This window comes from Cupriavidus sp. 30B13, assembly GCF_049059565.2.
Taxonomy (GTDB): domain Bacteria; phylum Pseudomonadota; class Gammaproteobacteria; order Burkholderiales; family Burkholderiaceae; genus Cupriavidus.
Genome location: NZ_CP188223.1, coordinates 951,765 through 973,379, shown reverse-complemented (window position 1 = coordinate 973,379; position 21,615 = coordinate 951,765). Strand labels below are relative to the sequence as shown.

Genomic DNA, 21,615 nt, shown 5'->3' with positions numbered 1-21,615 from the left:
TTCGCTCGGTTCTTCGTATTCGTATTGTCCCGGGTCCGCGCCGCCCCTTGCGTCCGGCAAGGCACGGATCCCGGCATCAGGCGCCGACCCTGACGATCTTCAGCGTGTTGGTGCCGCCGGGCTGGCCCATCGGCTCGCCGATGGTCAGCACGATGAAGTCGCCGCGCTGCACCACGCCGCGCGCCAGCAGCAGTTCCTCGGCCTGCTCCAGCGCGGTGTCGCGGTCGGTGCTGGCTTCCAGCGGCAGCGCCACCACGTTGCGGTAGAGCTGCATCTTGCGCTGCGAGGCCAGGTTGGGCGTCATGGCGTAGATCGGCACGTGGATGCGGTGCCGGCTCATCCACAATGCGGTGGCGCCGGAATCGGTCAGCGCGGCGATGGCCTTCACCTGCAAATGATAGGCGGTGAACAACGCACCCATGGCGATCGACTGGTCGATGCGGGCGAAGGTCTGGTTGAGGAAGTCGGTGTCGAGCTGCACCACTTCCGATTTTTCCGCTTCCACGCACACCGCGGCCATGGCCTCCACGGTTTCCACGGGGTAGCGCCCGGCGGCGGTCTCGGCCGACAGCATCACGGCATCGGTGCCGTCCAGCACGGCGTTGGCCACGTCGGAGACCTCGGCGCGCGTCGGCACCGGGTTGACGATCATGCTCTCCATCATCTGGGTGGCGGTGATGGTCAGCTTGTTGGCCTCGCGCGCCAGCCGGATCATGCGCTTCTGCAGCGCCGGCACGGCGGCGTTGCCGACTTCCACGGCGAGGTCGCCGCGCGCCACCATGATGCCGTCGGAAGCCTGCAGGATTTCTTCCAGCACGCCCGGGCGGATCGCCTCGGCGCGCTCGATCTTGGCGATCATGCGGGTCTTGTGCTGATGCGGCTGGCCGGCCACGGCGGCCAGCTGGCGCGCCATTTCCATGTCGGTGGCGTTCTTCGGGAAGCTCACCGCCACGTAGTCCGCGCCCAGCGCCATGGCGGTCTTGATGTCGTCCATGTCCTTGGCGGTCAGCGCCGGCGCCGACAGCCCGCCGCCCTGGCGGTTGATGCCCTTGTTGTTGGACAGCTCGCCGCCGATCTTCACCGTGGTGAAGATCTCGTGGCCGAACACGCGGTCCACCACCAGCACGATCAGGCCGTCGTTGAGCAGCAGCAGGTCGCCCGGGCCGACGTCGCGCGGCAGGTCTTCGTAGTCGAGGCCGGCGCGCTCCTGGTTGCCCAGCGCGCAGGTCGCGTCGAGGATGAACGGGTCGCCGGCCTTGAGCGTGACCTTGCCGTGCTCGAACCTGCCCACGCGGATCTTGGGGCCCTGCAGGTCAGCCATGATGGCGACCTCGCGGCCGCAGGCCTGGGCCGCCTCGCGCACCAGGCGGGCACGCTCGAGATGGTCCTGCGCCGTGCCGTGGGAAAAGTTCAGGCGCACCACGTCCACGCCCGCCGCGATCATGCGCGTGAGGATCTCCAGCGTGCTGGAGGCGGGGCCGATGGTGGCGACGATCTTGGTCGAGCGGGTCATGAACACGGTTTCCTTGGCTTGTGGCCGGCGCAGTCCGGTAGCCACGCATGTCTGCCATGCATGGTCAGGCCGCCGGGGCCCGGCCCGGCGATGTCGTAACGGGCATGGCGCGGCGGCGCGCCCGGCGCCGCCCGCGCGCCGTCGGCATCTCAGCCGGCGGCGCGCTGTTCCAGCACTTCGAAAGCGGGCAGCTTCTTGCCTTCCAGGAATTCCAGGAAAGCCCCGCCGCCGGTGGAGATATAGCCCACGCGGTCGGCAATGTTGTACTTGGCGATGGCGGCCAGCGTGTCGCCGCCGCCGGCGATGGAGAACGCGCCGGATTCGGCGATGGCATTGGCCAGCACCTGCGTGCCGTTGCTGAACTGGTCGAACTCGAACACGCCGACCGGGCCGTTCCACACGATGGTGCCGGCGGCCTTGAGCTGCCCCGCCAGCATCTGCGCGGTCCTGGGGCCGATGTCGAGGATCATGTCGTCGTCGGCCACGTCCGCCGCGTCCTTGACCGTGGCCGCGGCAGAGGCGCTGAATTCCTTGGCGCACACCACGTCCACGGGAATCGGCACCGAGGCGCCGCGGGCGGCCATCAGCTCGATGATGGAGCGCGCGTCGGCCACCAGGTCCGGCTCGGCCAGCGACTTGCCGATCTTGAGGCCGGCGGCCAGCATGAAGGTGTTGGCGATGCCGCCGCCGACGATCAGGTTGTCCACCTTGTCGGCCAGCGTCTTGAGGATGGTCAGCTTGGTCGAGACCTTGGAGCCGGCCACGATGGCCACCAGCGGGCGCGCCGGCTGGCCCAGCGCCTTGCCCAGCGCGTCGATCTCGGCGGCCAGCAGCGGGCCGGCGCAGGCCACGGGCGCGTACTTCGCGATGCCGTGGGTGGTGGCCTCGGCGCGGTGGGCGGTGCCGAAGGCGTCGTTGACGTAGACGTCGCACAGCCGGGCCATCTTCTGCGCCAGCTCGTCGCTGTTCTTCTTCTCGCCCTTGTTGACGCGGCAGTTTTCCAGCAGCACCACTTCGCCGGGCTTGACCTGGCTGACCTCGCCGGTGCCGTCGACCCAGTTCTGCACGAGCCTGACCGGCTTGCCCAGCAGCTCGGACAGGCGCCTGGCCACCGGCGCGAGCGAATCCTCGGGCTTGAACTCGCCCTCGGTCGGGCGGCCCAGGTGCGAGGTCACCATCACGGCGGCGCCCGCCGCCAGGCAGGCCTCGATGGCCGGCACGGAGGCGCGGATGCGGGTGTCTTCGGTGATATGGCCGGCGTCATCCTGGGGCACGTTCAGGTCCGCGCGGATGAACACGCGCTTGCCGGCGATTTTGCCTTGGGAGATGAGATCGGAAAGACGCAGGACAGAGGTCATGGCGATGTGGAAGAGAGCGAAAATCGGGGAAATTCGGCATTTTACCTGATCGCAACTGCCGTTTTGCGCGTTTGGGCACCTTGCCCTCCGGCAGTCGGGTTAATCATTAATCACAATCGAAAACAAAGCTGCCGCATCCATGCAACGTACCCCCTGAATGGGGGGTGAAAGATTCGGCGGCTGTCTCGTAACCTGCGAAAAAGCATGCAATGTGTGTACAAATTTGCATGCAAAGACAAAGCCAGAGGACCGCGACAGCAGACGGGACCCACGGCAAAGAGCCGGGCGCGCTTTCGGGAAGCGGCGCCGGCGCCACACGGCATCTGCCGGTGTCGCGATGCGGGGGTAATCATGAACGAGGACATGCACGGGGCAATCCGTGGCTTGTACGAAGGGATTCTCGACGCGCAGGCCTGGCAGCGCAGCCTGCACACCATCAGCAATATCGTCGGCTGCGCGCACGCCTCGATGATCGTGCGCGACACCGACCGCGACCTGATGACGGTCAACGAGATGGTGCGCCCGGTGCGGGAGCTGTTCACCGCCTACGAATGCGAATACCACGAGATCGATCCGGGCAAGCTGTTCGCGCAGAAACTGTCGCCCGGGCAGTGGTATATCGACGCGCGCGATTTCGGCGAGGGCGCCATGCGGCGCAACCCGTTCTACCGCGATTTCTTCCACCGCTTCGACTTGTGCTCCTACGCCGCCTGCCTGGTGGAGCGGCAGCCGCACTACGAGGTGTACTTCGCGCTGCAGCGCTCGTTCTCGCAGGGCGTGTTCACCGAGGCGGACACCCGCGCGCTGGACTGGGCCCTGCCTCACATGCGCAGCGCCATGGCCATGCGCGACCGCGCCATCGGGCTGTCCATGCAGGCCCAGCTGTCGGCGCAGGTGCTGGAGCGGATGTCGTTCGGCCTGATCGCCTTCTCGCCCGAGCGGCGCGTGCTGCTGAGCAACGCCATCGGCGAGCGCTGGGTGCGGCGCCTCGACCCCGCCGGCAAGGCCGGCGAGTGGCAGCTCAGCCGGCCGCTGGCCGACATGGTGGCCGCCGCCTGCTCCGCCGGCAGCCTGCAGCCGGCCCAGGCCGCGCAGGCGCGTCACGCCGACGGCAGCAGCGCCCAGGTGCTCGTGCTGCCGCTGCCGCCGTCGCACCGGTTCGCGCTGCCGTGGCAGAAACCGGCGGCGCTGGTGGTGATCCATGAAGATGCCCCGTCGGCCGGGCACCTGCCGCAACTGCTGCGCGATCTCTACGGGCTGACCCCGGCGGAGATCCGGCTGGCGGTGCTGCTGGCCACCGGCATGGGCCTGCCCGAAGCCAGCGAGCGCCTGCGCGTGCGGCACGAAACCGCGCGCAGCCAGCTCAAGGCGGTCTTCCTCAAGACCGGCACCGGCACGCAGGCGCGCCTGGCGCGGCTGCTGACCCAGCTCGGCGCGGCGCTCGGGCCGGCGCCGGCGGCACCGCAGGCGGTGGGCAGCGCCAGGCCGGGCTGACGCCCTTCAGGCCTTCCCAGGCCTTCCCAGGCCTTCCCAGGCCCTCAAGCCACCAGCCCCCGGGCGCGGCGCTCACACGAACAGGCGCAGGCCGGTGTACACGGCCATGCCGGCCGCGATCATGCCGACCATGCGCCGCGTCAGCAGGTAAAAGCCCAGCGCCACCGCGCCGGCCACCAGCTTGTAGTTGCCGGGCGCCACCGAGAAATGCCCCTGCCAGGTCATCAGGTCCGGCAGGATGATGGCCGCCAGCGCGGCCGCCGGCGCATAGCGCAGCGCGCGCTGGAGACGGTCGGGCACGGTCACGCGCTCGCCCGCCATCAGGAACAGGGCGCGCGTGACGATGGTGACCGCCGCCATGCCGGCCAGCGCGATCCAGATCTCGACATGGCTCATGCGCGGTCCTCCGCCGAGTGCGCCGCGCCGCCGTGCGCGTCCTTGCGGCGGCGGATGCCGCGCAGCGTGGCGCGCGCCGCCAGTTCGTCGCTGGCCATGCCGGCCGCGATCGCCCCCACCACCGCCACCACCAGCCCGAGCCGGTAAGGCAGGTCGAAGCACAGCAGCGCCAGCGTGGCCGCCACCGCGACCGCCAGCAGCGTCGAGCGCGAACCGATGGTGGACACCATCACCGGGATCAGCGCCATGGTGCCGGCCAGCGCCAGGCCCCAGCTGTCCGGAAACGCGCTCGCCAGCACGATGCCGACGATGGAGGAGACCTGCCACATGGCGAAGTTGGTCAGCGCCATGCCCCAGAAATACCCTTCCTTGCCCGGCTCATAGCCCGGCGTGGCATAACGCTGCATGAAATAGACGAAATGGAGGTCGCCGTTGAACGATCCCAGCAACGTGCGGCGCCACAGCGGCAGATGGCTGAAATGCGGCTGCAGCCCGGCGCTGAAGATCACGAAGCGCAGGTTGACGATGGCCGCCGTCAGCCAGATCGTCCACAGCGGCAATCCCGCCGCGAACAGCGGCAGCACCGCCAGCTGCGCCGAACCCGCATAGACCAGCAACGACATGCCGATGGCCTCCGGCACCGTCATCACCGACTTGCTCATCGCCACCCCGGTCACCAGCCCCCACGAAAACACCGCCGGCAGGGAAGGCGCGAAATAGCGCGCGCCATCGACAAAACCCGCCCGTTCGGCCGGATCAAAGCGCTGCCAGGCACGCTGCAGGGCCTGGGGAGACTGGAAGGTCATGATTCGAGGCAGGGATGGGGCGGCGAGCAAGGCAAGCCCGCGCGGCAAGCGGCCATTATAGAGCCACCCCGCCCCCACGTAAGCATTCGCTTAATAGGAATAAGACCAGGGAAAGACCAGAAAAAGCAGGCAAACCCGACATTCCCGGCACGCCCACGGCAAAGCGAAGCGAGCCGTGGAAGGGGGTCAAGTCCCGTCTGCGGCGAGGGGGTGTCGCCGCATACGGGTCGCCTTCTTTGCCTACTTTCTTGGCAAGACAAGAAAGTAGGTCGCCTCCCCGCAGGGGAGGTGAAACCGCCGTTGACGTCGAAGGTGGAAACGCCAGCCAGCACCGGCCAGCCACACCACACCGTCAACCAGCCACATCAACCAAAATCAATCGATAGAAGCCCCCACACTCTTCACCACCCCCGCCCACTTCTTCCGGTCCGCCTTCACCGTCTCCCGGAACTGCTCCACCGTCTCGACCCGGGGCGAATTCCCCGCCTCGATCAGCTTCTGCCGGATCGCCGGCGTTTCCAGCGCCACCTTGACCGCCTCGTTGATCTTCTTGCCGATCTTCGGATCGAGCCCCTTCGGCCCGAAGAAGCCGAACCAGATGGTGCTGTTGAAGCCCGGCAGGCCGCTCTCGGCGATGGTCGGCACTTCGGGAATCACCGCCACGCGGCTCTTGGTGGTCACGCCCAGCAGGCGCACCTTGCCGGCGCGGTATTGCGGCAGCACGCTCTGCACCTGGTTGAAGATGCAGCAGACCTCGCCCTTGAGCACGGCCTGCAGCGCGTCGGGGCCGCCCTTGTAGGGCACGTGCACCATGTCCAGGCCGGCGCGCGCGTTGAACTCGGCGAAGGCCAGGTGGGTGCCGGTGCCGTTGCCGGTGGAGGCGTAGTTGTACTTGCCGGGGCTGGCCTTGACCTTCTCGATGAATTCCTTGACCGACTTCACGTCGATCACGGCGGGGTTCACGGTCAGCACGTTGGAGACTTCGACCAGCGGCGCCACCGGCGTGAAATCGGCCTCGGCGTCGAACGGCAGGCTCTTGTACAAGGCCGGGTTGATGCCGTGGGTGGCGGCGGTGCCGAGCAGCAGCGTATAGCCGTCGGGCTTGGCGTGGGCCACCACTTCGGAGGCCACGTTGCCGCCGGCGCCGGGCCGGTAGTCATAGATGATGGTGGCCTTGAGCGACTTCTGCAGCGATTCCTGCAGCGTGCGGCCGACCATGTCCACGCCCGAGCCGGCGGTGAATCCCATCAGGATGGTGATGGGCTGGTTCGGCCACTCCGCGCCCTGGGCACGGGCCGGCGTGGAAAGCGCGCAGAGCGCTGCCAGCGCGCCGAGGCCGGCGGCCAGGCGCGAAGCGCGGATGCTGAATGGGGAGCGGCGGGAAGCAATGCGGAACATGGGGGACACCGTCGGAAGGAAAGGATCGCAAGAAAAAAATCGAAGCGAAATCGAAGCGAAATCGAAGCGAAATCGAAGCAAACTCAAGGCGGAAGGAGGCTTGCCGGCCGGGGTCTGCGCCCCGGGCCAGGACAGCAAGATACCAACGATCCGCCGCGTTACCAACGATCCAGTTCGCTTGAAGGTATGCCATGTTGGCATAAGCAGACATGGAGCCCCTTCGGACCCGCCAGGGCCCGTCCGCCGGCCGGCTCAACTGCGCAGCAGCCCCACCAGCTCGTCGATGTCGGGCAGCGGCGCCGCCGTGCCGTCCATCCCCGCGCCGCCCTCCTCGCCGGCCTCCAGGATGCCGTCCGCCAGCGCGCGCTTGCCGTGGTGCAGCGTGAGGATGCGCTCCTCGATGGTGCCGGCGCTGATCAGCCGGTACACCGTGACCGGCCGCTGCTGGCCGATGCGGTGGGCGCGGCCCATGGCCTGGTCCTCGGCGGCGGGGTTCCACCACGGGTCGGCGATGATGACGTAGTCCGCCGCGGTCAGGTTCAGGCCGAAGCCGCCGGCCTTCAGGCTGATCAGGAAGACGTCGCCCTCGCCGGCCTGGAAAGCCGCCACGCGGCGGGTGCGCTCGGCCGCCGGGGTGGCGCCGTCGAGGTATTGCCAGGCCAGCCCGGCCCGCTCGAGCCCGCCGCGCAGCAACTGCAGGAAATCGACGAACTGGCTGAACACCAGCGTCTTGTGGCCATTGGCGGCCAGCTCGCCGGCCAGTTCCACGAACGCGCGCAGCTTGGCGCCGTCCTGGCCGGGATCGATCTCGGGCGTGACCAGCCGCGCGTCGCAGGCCGCGCGGCGCAGCCGCATCAGTTGCGCCAGCACGTGGATGCGGGCCTCGGGGGCCGGCGCGCCCCGCTTTGCCCGGCGCGGCGGCGCGGCCACCGCGGCCTCGGCCTCGGCCAGCGCCTGGCGGCGCAGCGCTTCGTAGTGGGCGGCTTCCACCGCGTCGGGCTCGACGCGCAGGACCAGTTCGGTGCGCGGCGGCAGCTCGTCGAGCACCTGGGCCTTGGTCCGGCGCAGCACGAACGAGGCGATCATGCGGCGCAGCCGCAGCGCGGCCTCGCGCACGCCGTTGCGCTCGACCGGCACCGCGAAATGCTCGTTGAAGCGCGCCAGCGAGCCGAGCAGCCCGGGATTGCAGAAGCGCATGATCGACCACAGCTCGGCCAGCCGGTTCTCGACCGGCGTGCCGGACAAGGCCATGCGGAAACCGGCCCGGAGCTCGAAAATGGCCTGCGAGCGCCGGGCGGCGGCGTTCTTGAAGGACTGCGCCTCGTCGGCCACCACGGTGTGCCATTCGCGCTGGCAGAAGGCCTCGCGCGCCTGCAGCAGCAGCGTGTAGGTGACGATCACCACGTCGAACGCGCCGGCCTGGGCCAGCAGCGCCTTGCGTTCGCTGTCGGCGGTGCTGTCGGCATAGAGATGCACGCGCAGCGTGGGGGCGAAGCGGCGCGCCTCCTCGGCCCAGTTGCCGCATACCGAAGTGGGCGCGATCACCAGCGCGGCGCCGCCGGGCGCGCGCGCCAGCATCACCGCCAGCGCCTGCAAGGTCTTGCCCAGCCCCATGTCGTCGGCCAGGCAGGCGCCGAAGCCGGCCTCGGCCAGCGACATGGCCCAGCGGTAGCCGTCTTCCTGGTATGGCCGCAGCTCGGCCGCCAGGTTGGCGGGCAGCGCGGCCTGGCTGGCGCGCGCGCCGCGCAGGCGCCGCACGCGCTCGCGGAAATGGCGGTCGGGATCGACGCCGGCGCCGGCCAGCACGTCGTCCAGCCAGGGCGCGGCCATCAGCGGCACCTGGATGCCGTCGCGCGCGCCGTGGGCCACGCTGGCCAGGTCGCGCAGCCGCGCGCGCAGGCTGCGCGTGAGCGCCACGTAGACGCCCTGCCCCATCGGCATGAAGCGCCCGGCGTGGCTGGCGGCCCAGGCCAGCAGTTCGCCGAGCTGCACCACCAGCCCTTCGGCCACGCGCAGCTCGCCGACCAGCTTGAACCAGGCGCTTTCGGTTTCGATGCGCACCGCCAGCTGGGCGAGGTCGGCGCCGGCCACCCGCACTTCCTTGCCGCGCGGCCATTCCAGCGCCTGCACGCCGGCCAGGCCGGGCAATGCCTCGACCACCGAGAGCGCTTCTTCCGGGTCGGCCAGCGTCCAGTCGTACTCGCCGCTCTCGGGCGCGCGCGGCACCAGGAAGGGCAGCGCGTCGAACACCTCGGCCACGTTGGCCAGCTCGGCGGCGAGGTCGCGCTGGGTGGCGAGCGACTCGCCCTGCACCGCCGCCATCAGCCGCTCGCGCCCGCTGCCCGGCGCCAGGCGCGGGCCCAGCGGCCCCAGCGGCGTCACCACCAGGCGCAGCGCCAGGCCCTCGCCCTGCGGCGCCAGCTCGGCGCGCAGGCGGCTTTCGGCTTCGAGCTCGCGCGTGCCGCCGCCGTGGTCGGAATGCACCTGGAAATGTCCCGACAGCGCGCGCAGCGTGGCGTCGAGCTGGCCCTGCGCCTCGGCCGGCACGGCCAGCCCGCCCGCGATCAGCTGGGCGGCGCTTTGCTGCGCCGGCGTGAGGCGGATCACGCGCAGGCGCTGCGAGCCGTCGCGCAGCACCGTGATCTGGCGCAGCGCCTCGGCCTCGGCCCGGCTGCCGGCCGGCAGGAAGCCGTCCAGGTCCGGCGCCTCGCGCAGCGGCGGCGACACGCGCAGCGTATAGCGCGTGCCTTCGCGCACCACTTCCAGCGTGGGCGCGCCCTCGACCACTTCCAGCGTCTGCTCGGGCGCCTGCGCCAGCACCACGCCCGGGTGGCCGACCAGCGCCAGCATGGCGGCGGCGCGGTCGAGCACGTGGCGGCGGCGGTAGGACTGGTCGCGCCGGATCGCGCGCGCCACGCGGGCGTCCCACGGCTCGAGCCGGTCGTCCTCGGCCAGCTTCGCCAGCGGCAGCGGGCGCGGCTTGTTCCAGCCGCGCGGCCCGCGCACCTGCTCCAGCGGTTCGATGGTGCCGATCGCGCCGTCGGCGTCCAGCGTCACCGCCCACAGCAGGCGGCTGGCGCTGGCGCCGTCGGGCGCGCGCGCCTCGCCGGCCAGCGCCTGCAGCGCGTCGAGCGCCAGCCGCCAGCTCTCGCGGCGCTGGCCGGCGAAGAAGTGCCCGGGCACCGGCTCCCCGGCCGCCAGCGCCGCCGCGCCTTCGAGCTGCAGGTCGAGCCAGTGCAGGCCGCAAGCCTGCAGCTGGCCGCGCAGGACGGCCACGGCGCTGGCACGCGCGGCTTCCGGCTGGCGGCGCCCGCTGGCCGGCACGCCGTCGCCCAGCCACGCGCGCAGCAGCACGCGCCAGAACCGCGCCAGCGGCGGCACCTCAGGCTCCAGGGCGAAGGCGGCCTCGTCCAGCCGCGCGTCGCCGCGCCGCACGTCGAGCGCGTGGACCCACAAACCCCAGCGCCCCTGGGCCGCCGGCGTGCGCGTGCCCGCTTCCGCCTGGCAGAACTTGCGGGCGCGCTCCAGCTGGGCGGGCGAGCGCTGCGCCAGCAGCGCAAGCGGGTAGAACGGCGCCAGCGTGGGCCCCAGCAGCCCGGTGCGCTGCCCGGTCTCGGCGCGCAACTGCTTGAGCGCGGCCTCGAAGCCGGCCTGCGCGCCGGGCCAGTCGCCTTGCTGCAAGCGGGCGAAGGCGCGCTGGGCAGCGTCGTCGCCGGTGCCGCCGCGCGCCGGCATCAGCGCCAGCGCGCCGGGGACGTCGCCGGCGAACAGTTGCGCCAGCGCCAGCGTGCTGCGGACAGGCGGCGGCAGCGCCGGCGCCTGTTCGCGCGCGCAGGCCAGCGCGTAGTCCACGCAGGGCCGCAGGCGCGGGTCCCAGTCGTAGAAGAAGATGTCCAGCGCGGCCAGCACGATGCGCCAGCGGTATGTCGGCGCCACGCGGTCGAGCGCTTGCGCGTCGCCGGCCGCCAGCATGGCGTCCACCAGCGCCCGCGCCTGGTCGAAGAGGTCGCCGGACAACGCCAGCAGCGGCTCGACCACCTGCTCCTGCGCCCCCGAAAACAAGGCGTCGCGCAGCAGGCCGGCCAGCGGATCGGCGCCGCGGGCGGCGGAAGGGGACGATGGCAGCAGGGGCACGGGCGGCATGGTGACGGGGAAAATGTGACGATTTTAAGCTGCGGCGGCCCCGCGCCCGCGTTGGCACCGTGGGTCCCGGGGTTTACAATGTCGCTTTTGCATTGCCGGGCATTGCCGGCGGCGCACACGGAGAAGACCATGTCGATGGCGGATCGCGACGGAAAAATCTGGATGGACGGCAAGCTGGTCGAATGGCGCGACGCCAAGATCCACGTGCTGACCCATACCCTGCACTACGGCATGGGCGTGTTCGAAGGCGTGCGCGCCTACAAGACACCGGACGGCACCGCGATCTTCCGCCTCAAGGAGCATACCCGCCGCCTGTTCAACTCGGCCAAGATCTTCCAGATGGCGATGCCCTTCGACGAAGCCACGCTGGCGCAGGCGCAGCGCGAGGTGGTCAAGGTCAACCAGCTCGAGTCCTGCTATATCCGCCCGCTGGTGTGGATCGGCTCGGAAAAGCTGGGAGTCTCGGCCAAGGGCAACACCATCCACGTGGCGATCGCCGCGTGGCCGTGGGGCGCCTACCTGGGCGAGGAAGGCATGGAGCGCGGCATCCGCGTCAAGACGTCTTCGTTCACGCGCCACCACGTCAACGTCTCGCTGGTGCGCGCCAAGGCCAGCGGCTACTACATCAACTCGATCCTGGCCAACCAGGAAGCGACCAGCCTGGGCTATGACGAAGCGCTGCTGCTCGACACCGAAGGCTATGTCAGCGAAGGCTCCGGCGAGAACGTGTTCGTGGTGCGCGACGGCGTGATCTACACGCCGGACCTGGCCTCGTGCCTGGACGGCATCACGCGCGACGCCATCCTCACCATCGCCCGCGACCTCGGCATCCCGGTGCGCGAAAAGCGCATCACGCGCGACGAGGTCTACTGCGCCGACGAAGCCTTCTTCACCGGCACCGCGGCCGAAGTCACGCCGATCCGCGAACTGGACGACCGCATCATCGGCGAAGGCCGCCGCGGCCCGGTCACCAAGCGCGTGCAGGATGCCTTCTTTGCCGCCGTGGGCGGCACCAGCGAGCAGTACAAGCGCTGGCTGACGCTGGTCTGAGCGCGGCGACGAAAGACCGCCGCAGCCACGACGAGCCCGGGAAACCCACGAGAACCGAGCCAACGACGAACCGAACCAACCAAGTCACCGGGTCCTTGCCCGCTCCGCCCGCCGGACCGGGCGGGGATCCGGATCCAAGTCCCTCACAAGACCAAAACCATCCTCGCAACACCATGACGCAAACCGCCTCCGTAATCGAAATCGGCGCAGAAGACCTTCCGCTGCACTGCCCCACCGGCAACACGCCCGCCTGGAACTACCATCCGCGCGTTTTCCTCGACGTGGCCGACACCGGCGAAGTGAAGTGCCCGTATTGCGGCACGGTCTACAAGCTCAAGGCAGGCACCGTCCTCAAGGGCCACCACTGACACGATCCAGGCCTGACCGCACCGTTCCGATGCTCCGGCCCGCCGCCAGGCGCGCCGGAGCGTCGGCGTGCGCGGCGCGCCCGGCCGGCACCGTCCCCGGCACCCGCGTCGCCTGCATCACGCCTTTCTTTCCGGCAGCGCTCCATCCATGAAAAAAGCCCTCGTCATCGCCCCCAACTGGATCGGCGACGCCCTGATGGCGCAGCCGCTCTTCTCGCTCATGAAAGCGCGCCATCCGCGCCTGCTCATCGATGCCCTCGCGCCCAAGTGGGTGGCGCCGGTGCTGGCGCGCATGCCCGAGATCAACCAGGTGTTCCCCAGCGAGCTGGCGCACGGCAAGCTGCAGCTGTCGGCGCGGCTGATGTTCGCGCAGCAGCTCAAGAACGAAGGCTACGACGCCGCCTACGTGCTGCCCAACTCGCTCAAGTCGGCGCTGATCCCGTGGCTGGCCGGCATCCCGCTGCGCATCGGCTACCGCGGCGAAGCGCGCTTCGGCATGCTCAACATCCGCCATGCCAATCCGCCGCGCGACCAGCGCCCGCCGATGGTGGAGCACTACGCGCGGCTGGCGCTCAAGCCGGGCGCGCGCCTGCCCGAGAACCTGCCCGAGCCGTGCCTGCGCACCGACCCGGCGCGCATGGCCAAGACCGCCGAGCGCTTCGGCATCCCGCCGGGCACGCGCCTGGTGGCGTTCTGCCCTGGCGCGGAGTACGGTCCGGCCAAGCGCTGGCCGGCCGCGCATTTCGCCGAGCTGGCGCAGATGCTCAAGCGCTCGTTCCCGTATGCGCAGATGGTCGCGCTGGGCTCGCCCAAGGACGCGGAGATCGCCGCCGAGATCGTCAAGGGCGCGCCGTTCGTGCGCAACCTGTGCGGCCAGACCTCGCTGGACGACGCCGTGGACCTGCTGGCGCTGGCCGAGGGCGCGGTGTGCAACGACTCCGGCCTGATGCACGTCACCGCGGCGCTGAATCGCCCGCAGGTCGCGGTATTCGGCTCCAGCGACCCGCGCCATACCCCCCCGCTGTCGCAGGCTGCTAGTATCATGTGGCTGCAGCTGGAGTGCAGTCCGTGCTTCAAGCGGGAGTGTCCCCTGGGTCACCTCCGCTGCCTGAAGGACATCGAGCCCGAGATGGTGTTTGTGGAATTGCGCAAGCTCCTGCACCGGGCCTGAAGCGCTGACCCGCACATTGCGTCAATCCGGCCAACGAATTCCTGAGTCCAGTCACCATGCCTCGTTTTGCCCGCCTGTTCGATTCCGCCGAAGACATTGTCGAAGCCTTTCGCGAAGCCATGAAACTGCGCGACGCCGACGGCTCGCTGCGCCTGTGGCTGGACGAGGACTCGGTCACCTGCGTGATGCCGGACGGGCAGCGCCTGATCGGCCACGAGCAGCTGCGCCAGGCCTTCGCCCAGTTGCTCGAGCTGCAGCCGGTGCTGATCGACGTGATCGAGACCAGCAGCCATGCCTCGCTCGGCGTGGCCATCTTCGACGTGACCGAGGCGCTGCGCTTCGGCAACGACCGCGTCGAAGCGGACCTGTACGTGCACACCACCTACGTGCTGATGCAGAACCACGAAGGCTGGCGCCTGGCCCATATCCACTGCAGCCCGGCCAACGCCGCGCAGGTCGCCACCGTGAGCACGGCGCCGGGACAGGCGCTGCACTAGCAACCGCGGCAGCATGAACGCATTCGGCGGCGGCCGCCGCATGCCCTGGTGGCTGTCCGGCGGCCACACCCAGACCATCATCCCCGCGCGCTTCACGCGGCGCCCGCGCGTCACCTTCCAGCGCGAGCGCTGGAGCGCGCCCGACGGCGACTTCATCGACCTCGACTGGACCACCCACGCGGTCACGCCAGGCACGCCGCTGCTGGTGATGTTCCACGGCCTGGAGGGCAATTCCGACAGCCACTACGCGCAGACCATGATGCATGCGCTGGCCGCGCGCGGCTGGCAGGGCGTGGTGCCGCATTTCCGCGGCTGCTCGGGCGAACTCAACCTGGCGCCGCGCTTCTACCATTCCGGCGACTCGGACGAGATCCGCTGGATCCTGGAGCGGCTGCACCGCCAATACTGCGCGCACGGGCGCAAGCTGCTGGCGGTGGGCATCTCGCTGGGCGGCAACGCGCTGCTGCGCTACCTGGGCGAGGAAGGCGGCGCGGGCTTCGTCGGCGCGGCCGCATCGGTATCTGCGCCGCTGGACCTGGCCGGCGGCGGCGCGGCGCTGTCGCAGGGCTTCAACATGCTCTACACGCGCATGTTCCTGCAGACGCTCAAGCGCAAGTCGCTCGACAAGCTGCACCAGTATCCCGGCCTGTTCGACCGCGCGGCCATGCTGGCCAGCCGCGACCTGTACACCTTCGACAATATCGTGACCGCGCCGCTGCACGGCTTTCGCGATACCGACGACTACTGGGCGCGCGCCTCCAGCAAGCCGCTGCTCGGGGCCGTCGCCGTGCCCACGCTGGTGCTCAACGCGCGCAACGATCCCTTCCTGCCGGCGCGCTACCTGCCCGGCCCCGCCGACGTCAGCCCGCAGGTCCGGCTGGAGCAGCCGGCGCACGGCGGTCACGTCGGTTTCATGACGCCGCGCGAAGATCTGCTGCGGGCCTTGCCCGTGCTGCCGTATGCTGGCCATATCGAGTGGCTGCCGGCGCGCATCCTGCAGTTTTTCGACAGCGTGGCGTAGCACGCCGGCACCGCCAGCACCGACCGGCGAGGCGGCCCGCTCCCGGGCCTCCCGCACAGGAGACAGCAATCATGGACGAGACAGTCAAGCAAGCCATGGCCCGTTGGCCCAACGTACCCAACTGCTACGGCTGGCTGGCGCTGGACCGGCGCGGCCAATGGCGCATGCGCAACGAGTACGCCCAGCAGCACGGCCTGTCCGGCGACCCGATCCGGCACGAGGCGCTGGTGGCGTTCATCGAGCGCAACTACCAGCATGACGAGCGTGGCGCCTGGTATTTCCAGAACGGGCCGCAGCGCGTGTTCGTGGCATTGGCCTACGCGCCCTGGATCGCGCGGCTGCACCAGGGCCGCCTGCATACCACCACGGGCCGCGCCTTCACGCTGCGCGGCTGCCACGCCGACGAACACGGCAACGTGGTGCTGACCGGCGAGATCGAGGGCGAAGCGGCCGGCGGCGTGGCGGCCGCGCTGCTGCATGACCATGACCTCGATGCCTTCAGCAGCACCTGCACCTGGCATGGCGAGGCCTGCGGCGGCAATCTCGGCGTGTTCCACTTCAATGGCGTCGACGTGCCGATCGAGCCGATCGCCCAGGACGAGGTGCCGGCCCGCTACGGCTTCGTGCGGCAGCCGGCGCCGCCGGCCGGGGAAAAGGCCGCCTGAGCGGCGGCCGGGGCTAGTTCGGCATGCCCTTGTTGTCCTGCTTTTCCTCGCGGAACTGCCGCTCGAGCTGGTGCAGCCGCGCGTCGACTTCCGACAGCGTGTAGAAGTCCCCGTCGCCGGCCTTGCGCGCGATCTGCAATTGCTCGATGGCGGCCTGGTAGGCGCCGTCGATGGCGTACTTCTCGGCCAGCGCCTGGTGCTGCTGCACGCGCCGGCCCTGCGCGGCGTAGGCCCGCGCCAGCATGTCCCACCATTCGGAGCGCGCCAGATCCTCGCGCGTGCGCTCGCGCAGGAAGGCCACCGCCTGGTCCAGGCGCCCGGCGCCGAGCAAGGTCGCCGCGTAGCTCACCGCCACGGCGTGCGAGAGCGGGAAGGCCTTCATCGACGCCATGGCCTGGTTGAGCGCATCCTGCGGCCGGCCCTGGGCGCGCGCCAGCTCGATCGCCATCACGTCCAGCATGGGGCTGCCCGAGGTGGCCCCGGGGATGGTGCCGTAGAGCCGGCGGGCCTCGGCCAGCGACTGCTCGGCGGCGGCGTTGCGGCCCAGGCGCTGGTCGGCGAAGGCCATGCCGTAGTACAGCGCCGGCACGCGCGCCGGCGGGGCCGAGGCGAGCTGCGCCTGCAGCGCGGCGCGCGCGTTCTGCAGGTCGCTCGGCGTGGTTTCCTGGATGATGCGCGAGCGCACCCGCGCGAACTCGTACTCGGGCGTGCTGCCGACGTGGCGCGCCGCCACGTGGCTGACGCGGTCCTGCATGTCGGCAATGCGCTCCGAGGTCAGCGGGTGGGTGCGCACGTAGGACGGCATCGAGCTTTCCGAGATGCCCATCACCCGCTGCAGGCGCTTGAAGAAGTCCGGCATGCCCTGCGGGTCGAAGCCGGCCGCGGTCATGATCTGGAAACCGACGCGGTCGGCCTCGCGCTCCGCGCCGCGCGAGAACGACAACTGGTTGGCGACCGCCGCCGCCTGCCCGCCCATCGCCAGCGCCGAGGCCGCGTCGCCGCTCTTGGTGGCGGCCAGCCCGGCCAGCACCATCGACGCCAGCGCGATCCACATCGACTGGTCCTGCGAGGTGATGCCGCGCGCGATATGCCGCTGCATCACGTGGCCGATTTCGTGGCCCAGCACCGAGGCCAGCTCCGACTCGGTCTCCGACTGCACCAGCAGGCCGGTATTGACGCCGATGTAGCCGCCGGGCAGCGCGAAGGCGTTGATGCTGCGGTCGCGCACCGCGAACAGCTCGAAGCCGGTGGCGAAGGTGCCCGAGCCGGTCGAGCCCGAGATGTTCTGCCGGCGCGCCGCCTGCACCAGGCGGTAGCCCAGCGAGTTCAGGTAGTCGGCCAGCAGCGGATCGACCACATAGTCCGGGTCGCGCCGGATGTCGCGCATGATGTGCTCGCCCAGGCGCCGCTCCATGTCGGGCGTGAGCGAGGCGGTGGAAGGATCGCCGAGGTCGGGCAGCTGCACGCCGCTGCCCTCCACCACCGTGTTGTTGGTGCGCAGCCCGAACTCGGACTTCTGCCCTGCCTTCACGCTGCGGTTCAGGTTGTCGTAGACCTGGTCGCTGCTGTCGGCGCCATAGGCGGCATCGGCGGCGGTGCGCGCGGGGTCGTTCAGCAGCATCCGCTGCTGCGGCCATGCGGGCAGCGCCACCGCCAGCGCCAGCCACGCCGCCAGCGAGCGGCGCGCAAGGCCGGCCACGGCGAAGGAAGCGGCGGCGCCGGCATGCCGCGGAAGTGGCGCGGACGATGCCGGGCGAGCCTGTCGGGCGGGCGAGGAGAGCGCTCCGCGGAGCGTTGGATTCTTGCGCATCTTGCTATGATAGCGGCCTCCGGAAACCATTCCCATCGGGCACGCCCGCACATGCCCGGACCGCGCGCGCCGGCCGGCGCCGAGCCCGGCGTTTCCGCAACTCCCCCCTCGCTTCCCACCCACGCCATGAGCCAGCTCACCCACTTCGATTCCGCCGGACAAGCCCATATGGTCGACGTCGGCGCCAAGGCGCACAGCCACCGCGTGGCCCTCGCCACCGGCACCATCACGATGCTGCCCGCCACCTTCGCGCTGGTGCGCGACGGCAACGCGAAGAAAGGCGACGTGCTGGGCATCGCCCGCGTGGCCGCCATCATGGCCACCAAGCGCACCTCCGAACTGATCCCGCTGTGCCATCCGCTGTCGCTCACCAAGGTGGCGGTCGACTTCGCCCTGGACGAGGCCGCATCCGCCATCCGCTGCACGGTGCGCGCCGAAACCCACGGCCAGACCGGCGTGGAGATGGAAGCGCTGACCGGCGTGCAGGTGGCCCTGCTGACCATCTACGACATGTGCAAGGCGGTGGACCGCGGCATGGTGATGGGCGACGTGCGGCTGCTGGAGAAGCACGGGGGGAAGTCCGGGGACTGGGTGGCGGGCGTATGAGCCAGGCCGTCGCGCCGGCGATGGCGGCGGTGCGTTGCCGGCCAGCGCCAGGTATCGCATCCATCTCTCGCGCGTGTCCGGTTTTCTTACCGTTCGTGACACAGGCTTGGCCCGGACCGTTCCGCTGTAACAAGCGTAACGCCGCATTTCGCCAGCCGCGAGGCCCGCGCCACATCGGGAAAATTGGTATTCAATGCAGTCAGGGAGGCGCCGTTGCGCCGCCCGCGGGGCGTCGCTCCGCATCAATCCAAGGTGAGCAAGATGAACGGGCGTAGGGTTGGCCAGATAGTGCTGATGTTGGTGGCGCTGGGTGCGAGCGGAGCCGCTTTCGCGGCCCGCGGCGGCGGCGGGTGGCATGGTGGTGGCGGATGGCACGGCGGAGGCGGTTGGCATGGCGGATGGCACGGCAGCGTGGGGGTCGTGATCGGCCCCGGCTTCGGTTATGGCTACGGCTGGGGCTACCCCTACCCGTACTACGCCCCGCCTTATTACTATCCGCCGGTGGTTGCGGTACCGTCGTCGCCGCCGCAATATATCGAGCAAGGCCAGGACGGCCCGGTCGACATGGGAGGCGGCCCGGCAGCCGCCGCGCCGGCGCCCGAGCAGGCGTTCTGGTACCACTGCAACCAGCCTGACGGCTACTACCCGTATATCAAGGCCTGCCCGGGCGGCTGGCAGAAAGTCCCGGCCCAGCCGCCGGCCTGACGCCGCGCCGGTGCGGCATTCCAGAACGCGCGCCGCCTCGCGGCGGCCGCGCGAGACGATTCGTTGACCAGTATCGAGGTACCCAGATGAAAGCGTTCCCCCGCCCGGGCCTGTCCAAGCGGCCCGTCCTGCTGGCCCTGCCCCTGGCCGCGCTGGCGCTGGCCGGCTGCGCCGTGATGCCCAGCGGCCCGAGCGTGATGGTGCTGCCGGGCACGGGCAAGAATTTCGACCAGTTCCGGGCCGACGACTATAGCTGCCGCCAGTTCGCCTTCGGGCAGGTCGGCGGCGTCACCGCCAACCAGGCCGCCACCGGCAGCGCGCTGGGCAGCGCGGCCATCGGCACCGCGCTCGGCGCGGCCGCCGGCGCGGCGTTCAACGGCGGCTCCGGCGCGGCCGTGGGCGCGGGCGTAGGCCTGCTGACCGGTGCCGCGGTCGGCGCCGGCAACGCGCAGGCTTCCGGCTACGGCAGCCAGCGCCGCTACGACGCCGCCTACGTGCAATGCATGTACGCCAGCGGCCACCGCGTGCCGGTCTATGGCCAGATGGTGTCCTCGTCCCCGCGGCCGCCGGCGCCCACCTACTACTATCCGCCCCCGCCGCCGGGCTACGCGCCCCCGCCGCAGTAACCGGCGCCTTGCCGGTCCCGCATCCCGCGCATGCGCCGGCCGGAAGGCCGGCCGCAGCGCGGGATGCGTTTATCCGGGACCATCCTCCGCGCTGTCCTGGGCGTTGTCCTCCAGATCCTGCGCCGGCTTGCGGCCGGGCTGCGCCTTGCTGCGTGCCTGGACCCAGTCGCAGAACGCCTGCGGCCGCGCGGCCGCATCCACGCCGGCGCAGGCCTGCGCCACCTCGGCGAACTGGCGCGCCTCGTCGCCGGCGTAATAGAAGCGCAGCCGCTCGAGCCAGACGCGGCCCTGCGCGGGGTCGCCGGTCAGCGCGAGCAGCCAGGCGGTGCGCGCGATCAGGGTCGGCGTGGGCAGCAGGTGGACGGCGGCGATATGCGGCGCCAGCAGTTGCGCGGCGTTGGCCGGCGTGATGACCGCGTCCTCCGCGGCGTCCGAACCGGCTGCCTGGCGGAACCAGCGCTGCGGCATGGGCAGCGCGGCGCGGCGCTCGGCGTGGGCGTACTCGCGCGCCTCGGCGCGGCGGAAATCCTGCCACATGGTCGCCAGAACGGCCGCGGACGCGCCCGCGAAGACGAGGCCGGTCAGTACGGCCGCCGCGCGCGGCAGCCGCAAGCGGCCGAAGCCGGACGGCTCCAGCCAGCCCAGCATGAAGCAGAACGGCAGCAGGAAGTACAGATAGTGCAGCGGGTACTCCAGCATCGAGTGCGCGCCCAGCATCGCCAGCCAGGTCAGCACCAGGACCGTCTGCGCCCGCTCCGGCGCATCGCCGCGCCACAGGCGCCGGTACGCCACGCGGCACAGCCACGCCAGCAGCGACAGCAGCACGCCCGCGGAGCCCACGATACCGGTCTTGGCCAGCAGGTCCAGCACCGCATTGTGGGCATGCAAGGACATCTCCACCCTCACGCCCACCTGCGCCATCTGCTGGAACTGCGCCCAGCCGAACTCGCCCCAGCTCACGCCCAGCCACGGATGCGCGCGGAACATCGCCCACGCGTGCGCCCACAGCGCGCCGCGCGCGGAAAGCTGGTCGGCGCCCTGCAACTGCGCCACGGTATCGAACAGCCGCCAGCCCATCGCCTGCCCCGCGCTCTTGATCGCGGGCTGCAGCACCAGCAGCATCGCCACCATCGCCATCGCGGCAAACACCAGCCCGGCCGGGCGGCGCATCGGGTTATGCCCGCGCTGCCGCGCGGCGCCGCCAGTGCCCTGCCCGCGCGCCATGCACGCCGCCGCCAGCGCGTAGGCCGCGGCCAGCCCCACGTGCAGCACGCCCGTGCGCGAGCCCGACAGCACGATGCCGCTCTCCAGCAGCAGCACGGCCGCCAGCCAGGCAGGCGCGCGCAGCCAGCCGCGCGCGGCCAGCCAGACCCCGGCCGCCAGCGCCAGGCCCTCGACCGTGGCCTGGTGGTTGGGCTGGTTCAGGTTGCCCCACAGGCGGCGGTTGTCGTCGTAGAAGTAGGTAGAGACCAGCCCGAACGTGTCCGGCTCCAGGTTGAAGACCTGGGCCCACTGCGCCAGCGTGCCCAGCAGGCCCGCCACCAGCCACGCCGTGGCGAGCGTGTCGGCCATTGCCTGCCGCTCCTGCGACGACGCGGCCCTGCCCTGCCGCCAGGCCGCCCACATCACGGCCGCGGCGAGCGCCAGCGCCAGCTCGGTCACCAGCCGGCTGCCGGACACGTCGGCCATGCCGGCAAGACCCTGCGCGATGCCGGTGGCGATCAGCCACAAAGGAAACAGGATGATCCACGGAAATTGAGCCGGCTCCGCCTGGTAGGCGAAATTGCCGGCTCGCCCGGGCGTCACGGTCCCCAGCACGATCACCGCAAGCGCGAACAACAGCGCGGAAGCCCATTCCCCGTAGAACGTGGCGAGCGGAAGCGTGTGCCGCGAGACCAGCAGCGGCACGACGAGCGTGGCGAAGAGGAAGCTGAGTGAAATGGCTGACCGGGAGGGCAGCATGCGGGTGCCTTGTTATGCCGGGTTGG

At 70.6% G+C, this 21,615-nt stretch carries 18 protein-coding genes; 10 read left to right on the top strand and 8 right to left on the bottom strand.

From position 1 onward, the window contains the following. Positions 1–76: 76 nt before the first annotated feature. Positions 77–1,513, bottom strand: coding sequence for a pyruvate kinase (pyk, locus tag ACKI2N_RS04590; RefSeq protein ID WP_420997751.1), 1,437 nt, complete (start codon positions 1,511–1,513; stop codon positions 77–79). A gap of 149 nt (positions 1,514–1,662) precedes the next feature. Beyond that, positions 1,663–2,871, bottom strand: coding sequence for a phosphoglycerate kinase (locus ACKI2N_RS04585; protein WP_420997750.1), 1,209 nt, complete (start codon positions 2,869–2,871; stop codon positions 1,663–1,665). 351 nt (positions 2,872–3,222) lie between these two features. On the opposite strand from ACKI2N_RS04585, the gene ACKI2N_RS04580 reads away from it, so the two are divergent. Continuing rightward, on the top strand, positions 3,223–4,365 hold the full coding sequence (locus tag ACKI2N_RS04580) for a helix-turn-helix transcriptional regulator (RefSeq protein ID WP_420997749.1): 1,143 nt from the start codon (positions 3,223–3,225) through the stop codon (positions 4,363–4,365). A gap of 72 nt (positions 4,366–4,437) precedes the next feature. Here the strand turns inward: ACKI2N_RS04580 and ACKI2N_RS04575 are convergent, their stop codons facing one another. The 4 genes from ACKI2N_RS04575 to ACKI2N_RS04560 form a co-directional block, all read right to left on the bottom strand. Then, a complete protein-coding gene (locus ACKI2N_RS04575; protein ID WP_420997748.1) occupies positions 4,438–4,761 on the bottom strand; it encodes an AzlD domain-containing protein in 324 nt (107 codons plus the stop codon). Further along, the gene (locus ACKI2N_RS04570) at positions 4,758–5,567 is read right to left on the bottom strand and encodes an AzlC family ABC transporter permease (RefSeq protein WP_420997747.1); all 810 of its coding nucleotides are present in this window, start codon (positions 5,565–5,567) and stop codon (positions 4,758–4,760) included. Before ACKI2N_RS04570 ends, ACKI2N_RS04575 begins: the two co-directional genes overlap by 4 nt. Positions 5,568–5,942: 375 nt before the next feature. Then, entirely contained in the window at positions 5,943–6,965 is a 1,023-nt protein-coding gene (locus ACKI2N_RS04565; RefSeq protein ID WP_420997746.1) for a Bug family tripartite tricarboxylate transporter substrate binding protein, read from the bottom strand. 252 nt (positions 6,966–7,217) lie between these two features. Then, on the bottom strand, positions 7,218–10,148 hold the full coding sequence (locus tag ACKI2N_RS04560) for a DEAD/DEAH box helicase (RefSeq protein WP_420997773.1): 2,931 nt from the start codon (positions 10,146–10,148) through the stop codon (positions 7,218–7,220). A 1,089-nt stretch (positions 10,149–11,237) separates the two neighbouring features. Here ACKI2N_RS04560 and ACKI2N_RS04555 point away from each other — a divergent pair. The 6 genes from ACKI2N_RS04555 to ACKI2N_RS04530 all read left to right on the top strand — a co-directional run bounded on the left by ACKI2N_RS04555 (position 11,238) and on the right by ACKI2N_RS04530 (position 15,880). Next, complete coding sequence (locus tag ACKI2N_RS04555) at positions 11,238–12,158, top strand: branched-chain amino acid transaminase (protein WP_420997745.1); 921 nt, start codon at positions 11,238–11,240, stop codon at positions 12,156–12,158. A gap of 173 nt (positions 12,159–12,331) precedes the next feature. Then, a complete protein-coding gene (locus tag ACKI2N_RS04550) occupies positions 12,332–12,526 on the top strand; it encodes a zinc-finger domain-containing protein (protein ID WP_420997744.1) in 195 nt (64 codons plus the stop codon). A 148-nt stretch (positions 12,527–12,674) separates the two neighbouring features. Beyond that, positions 12,675–13,697, top strand: coding sequence for a lipopolysaccharide heptosyltransferase II (gene waaF, locus ACKI2N_RS04545; RefSeq protein ID WP_420997743.1), 1,023 nt, complete (start codon positions 12,675–12,677; stop codon positions 13,695–13,697). A gap of 56 nt (positions 13,698–13,753) precedes the next feature. After that, a complete protein-coding gene (locus ACKI2N_RS04540) occupies positions 13,754–14,194 on the top strand; it encodes a YybH family protein (protein WP_420997742.1) in 441 nt (146 codons plus the stop codon). Between the two features lie 13 nt (positions 14,195–14,207). After that, the gene (locus ACKI2N_RS04535) at positions 14,208–15,215 is read left to right on the top strand and encodes a YheT family hydrolase (protein ID WP_420997741.1); all 1,008 of its coding nucleotides are present in this window, start codon (positions 14,208–14,210) and stop codon (positions 15,213–15,215) included. Between the two features lie 71 nt (positions 15,216–15,286). After that, positions 15,287–15,880, top strand: a complete 594-nt coding sequence (locus ACKI2N_RS04530) for a DUF2946 family protein (protein ID WP_420997740.1) — start codon at positions 15,287–15,289, stop codon at positions 15,878–15,880. Between the two features lie 13 nt (positions 15,881–15,893). Here the strand turns inward: ACKI2N_RS04530 and ACKI2N_RS04525 are convergent, their stop codons facing one another. Continuing rightward, positions 15,894–17,501 carry a M48 family metalloprotease gene (locus ACKI2N_RS04525; RefSeq protein WP_420997772.1) on the bottom strand — a complete coding sequence of 536 codons (1,608 nt, stop codon included), beginning with the start codon at positions 17,499–17,501 and terminating at the stop codon, positions 15,894–15,896. Positions 17,502–17,816: 315 nt separating this feature from the next. Between ACKI2N_RS04525 and moaC the strand changes: the two genes are divergently transcribed. From moaC to ACKI2N_RS04510, 3 genes are all read left to right on the top strand, one after another. Next, the gene (gene moaC, locus ACKI2N_RS04520) at positions 17,817–18,296 is read left to right on the top strand and encodes a cyclic pyranopterin monophosphate synthase MoaC (protein ID WP_420997739.1); all 480 of its coding nucleotides are present in this window, start codon (positions 17,817–17,819) and stop codon (positions 18,294–18,296) included. Positions 18,297–18,707: 411 nt separating this feature from the next. Beyond that, positions 18,708–19,001: a hypothetical protein gene (locus ACKI2N_RS04515; protein ID WP_420997738.1), complete on the top strand. Its 294-nt coding sequence runs from the start codon at positions 18,708–18,710 to the stop codon at positions 18,999–19,001. 86 nt (positions 19,002–19,087) lie between these two features. Then, on the top strand, positions 19,088–19,627 hold the full coding sequence (locus ACKI2N_RS04510) for a hypothetical protein (protein ID WP_420997737.1): 540 nt from the start codon (positions 19,088–19,090) through the stop codon (positions 19,625–19,627). Positions 19,628–19,696: 69 nt separating this feature from the next. Here the strand turns inward: ACKI2N_RS04510 and ACKI2N_RS04505 are convergent, their stop codons facing one another. Further along, positions 19,697–21,589, bottom strand: coding sequence for a PglL family O-oligosaccharyltransferase (locus ACKI2N_RS04505; RefSeq protein ID WP_420997736.1), 1,893 nt, complete (start codon positions 21,587–21,589; stop codon positions 19,697–19,699). Between the last annotated feature and the right edge of the window lie 26 nt (positions 21,590–21,615).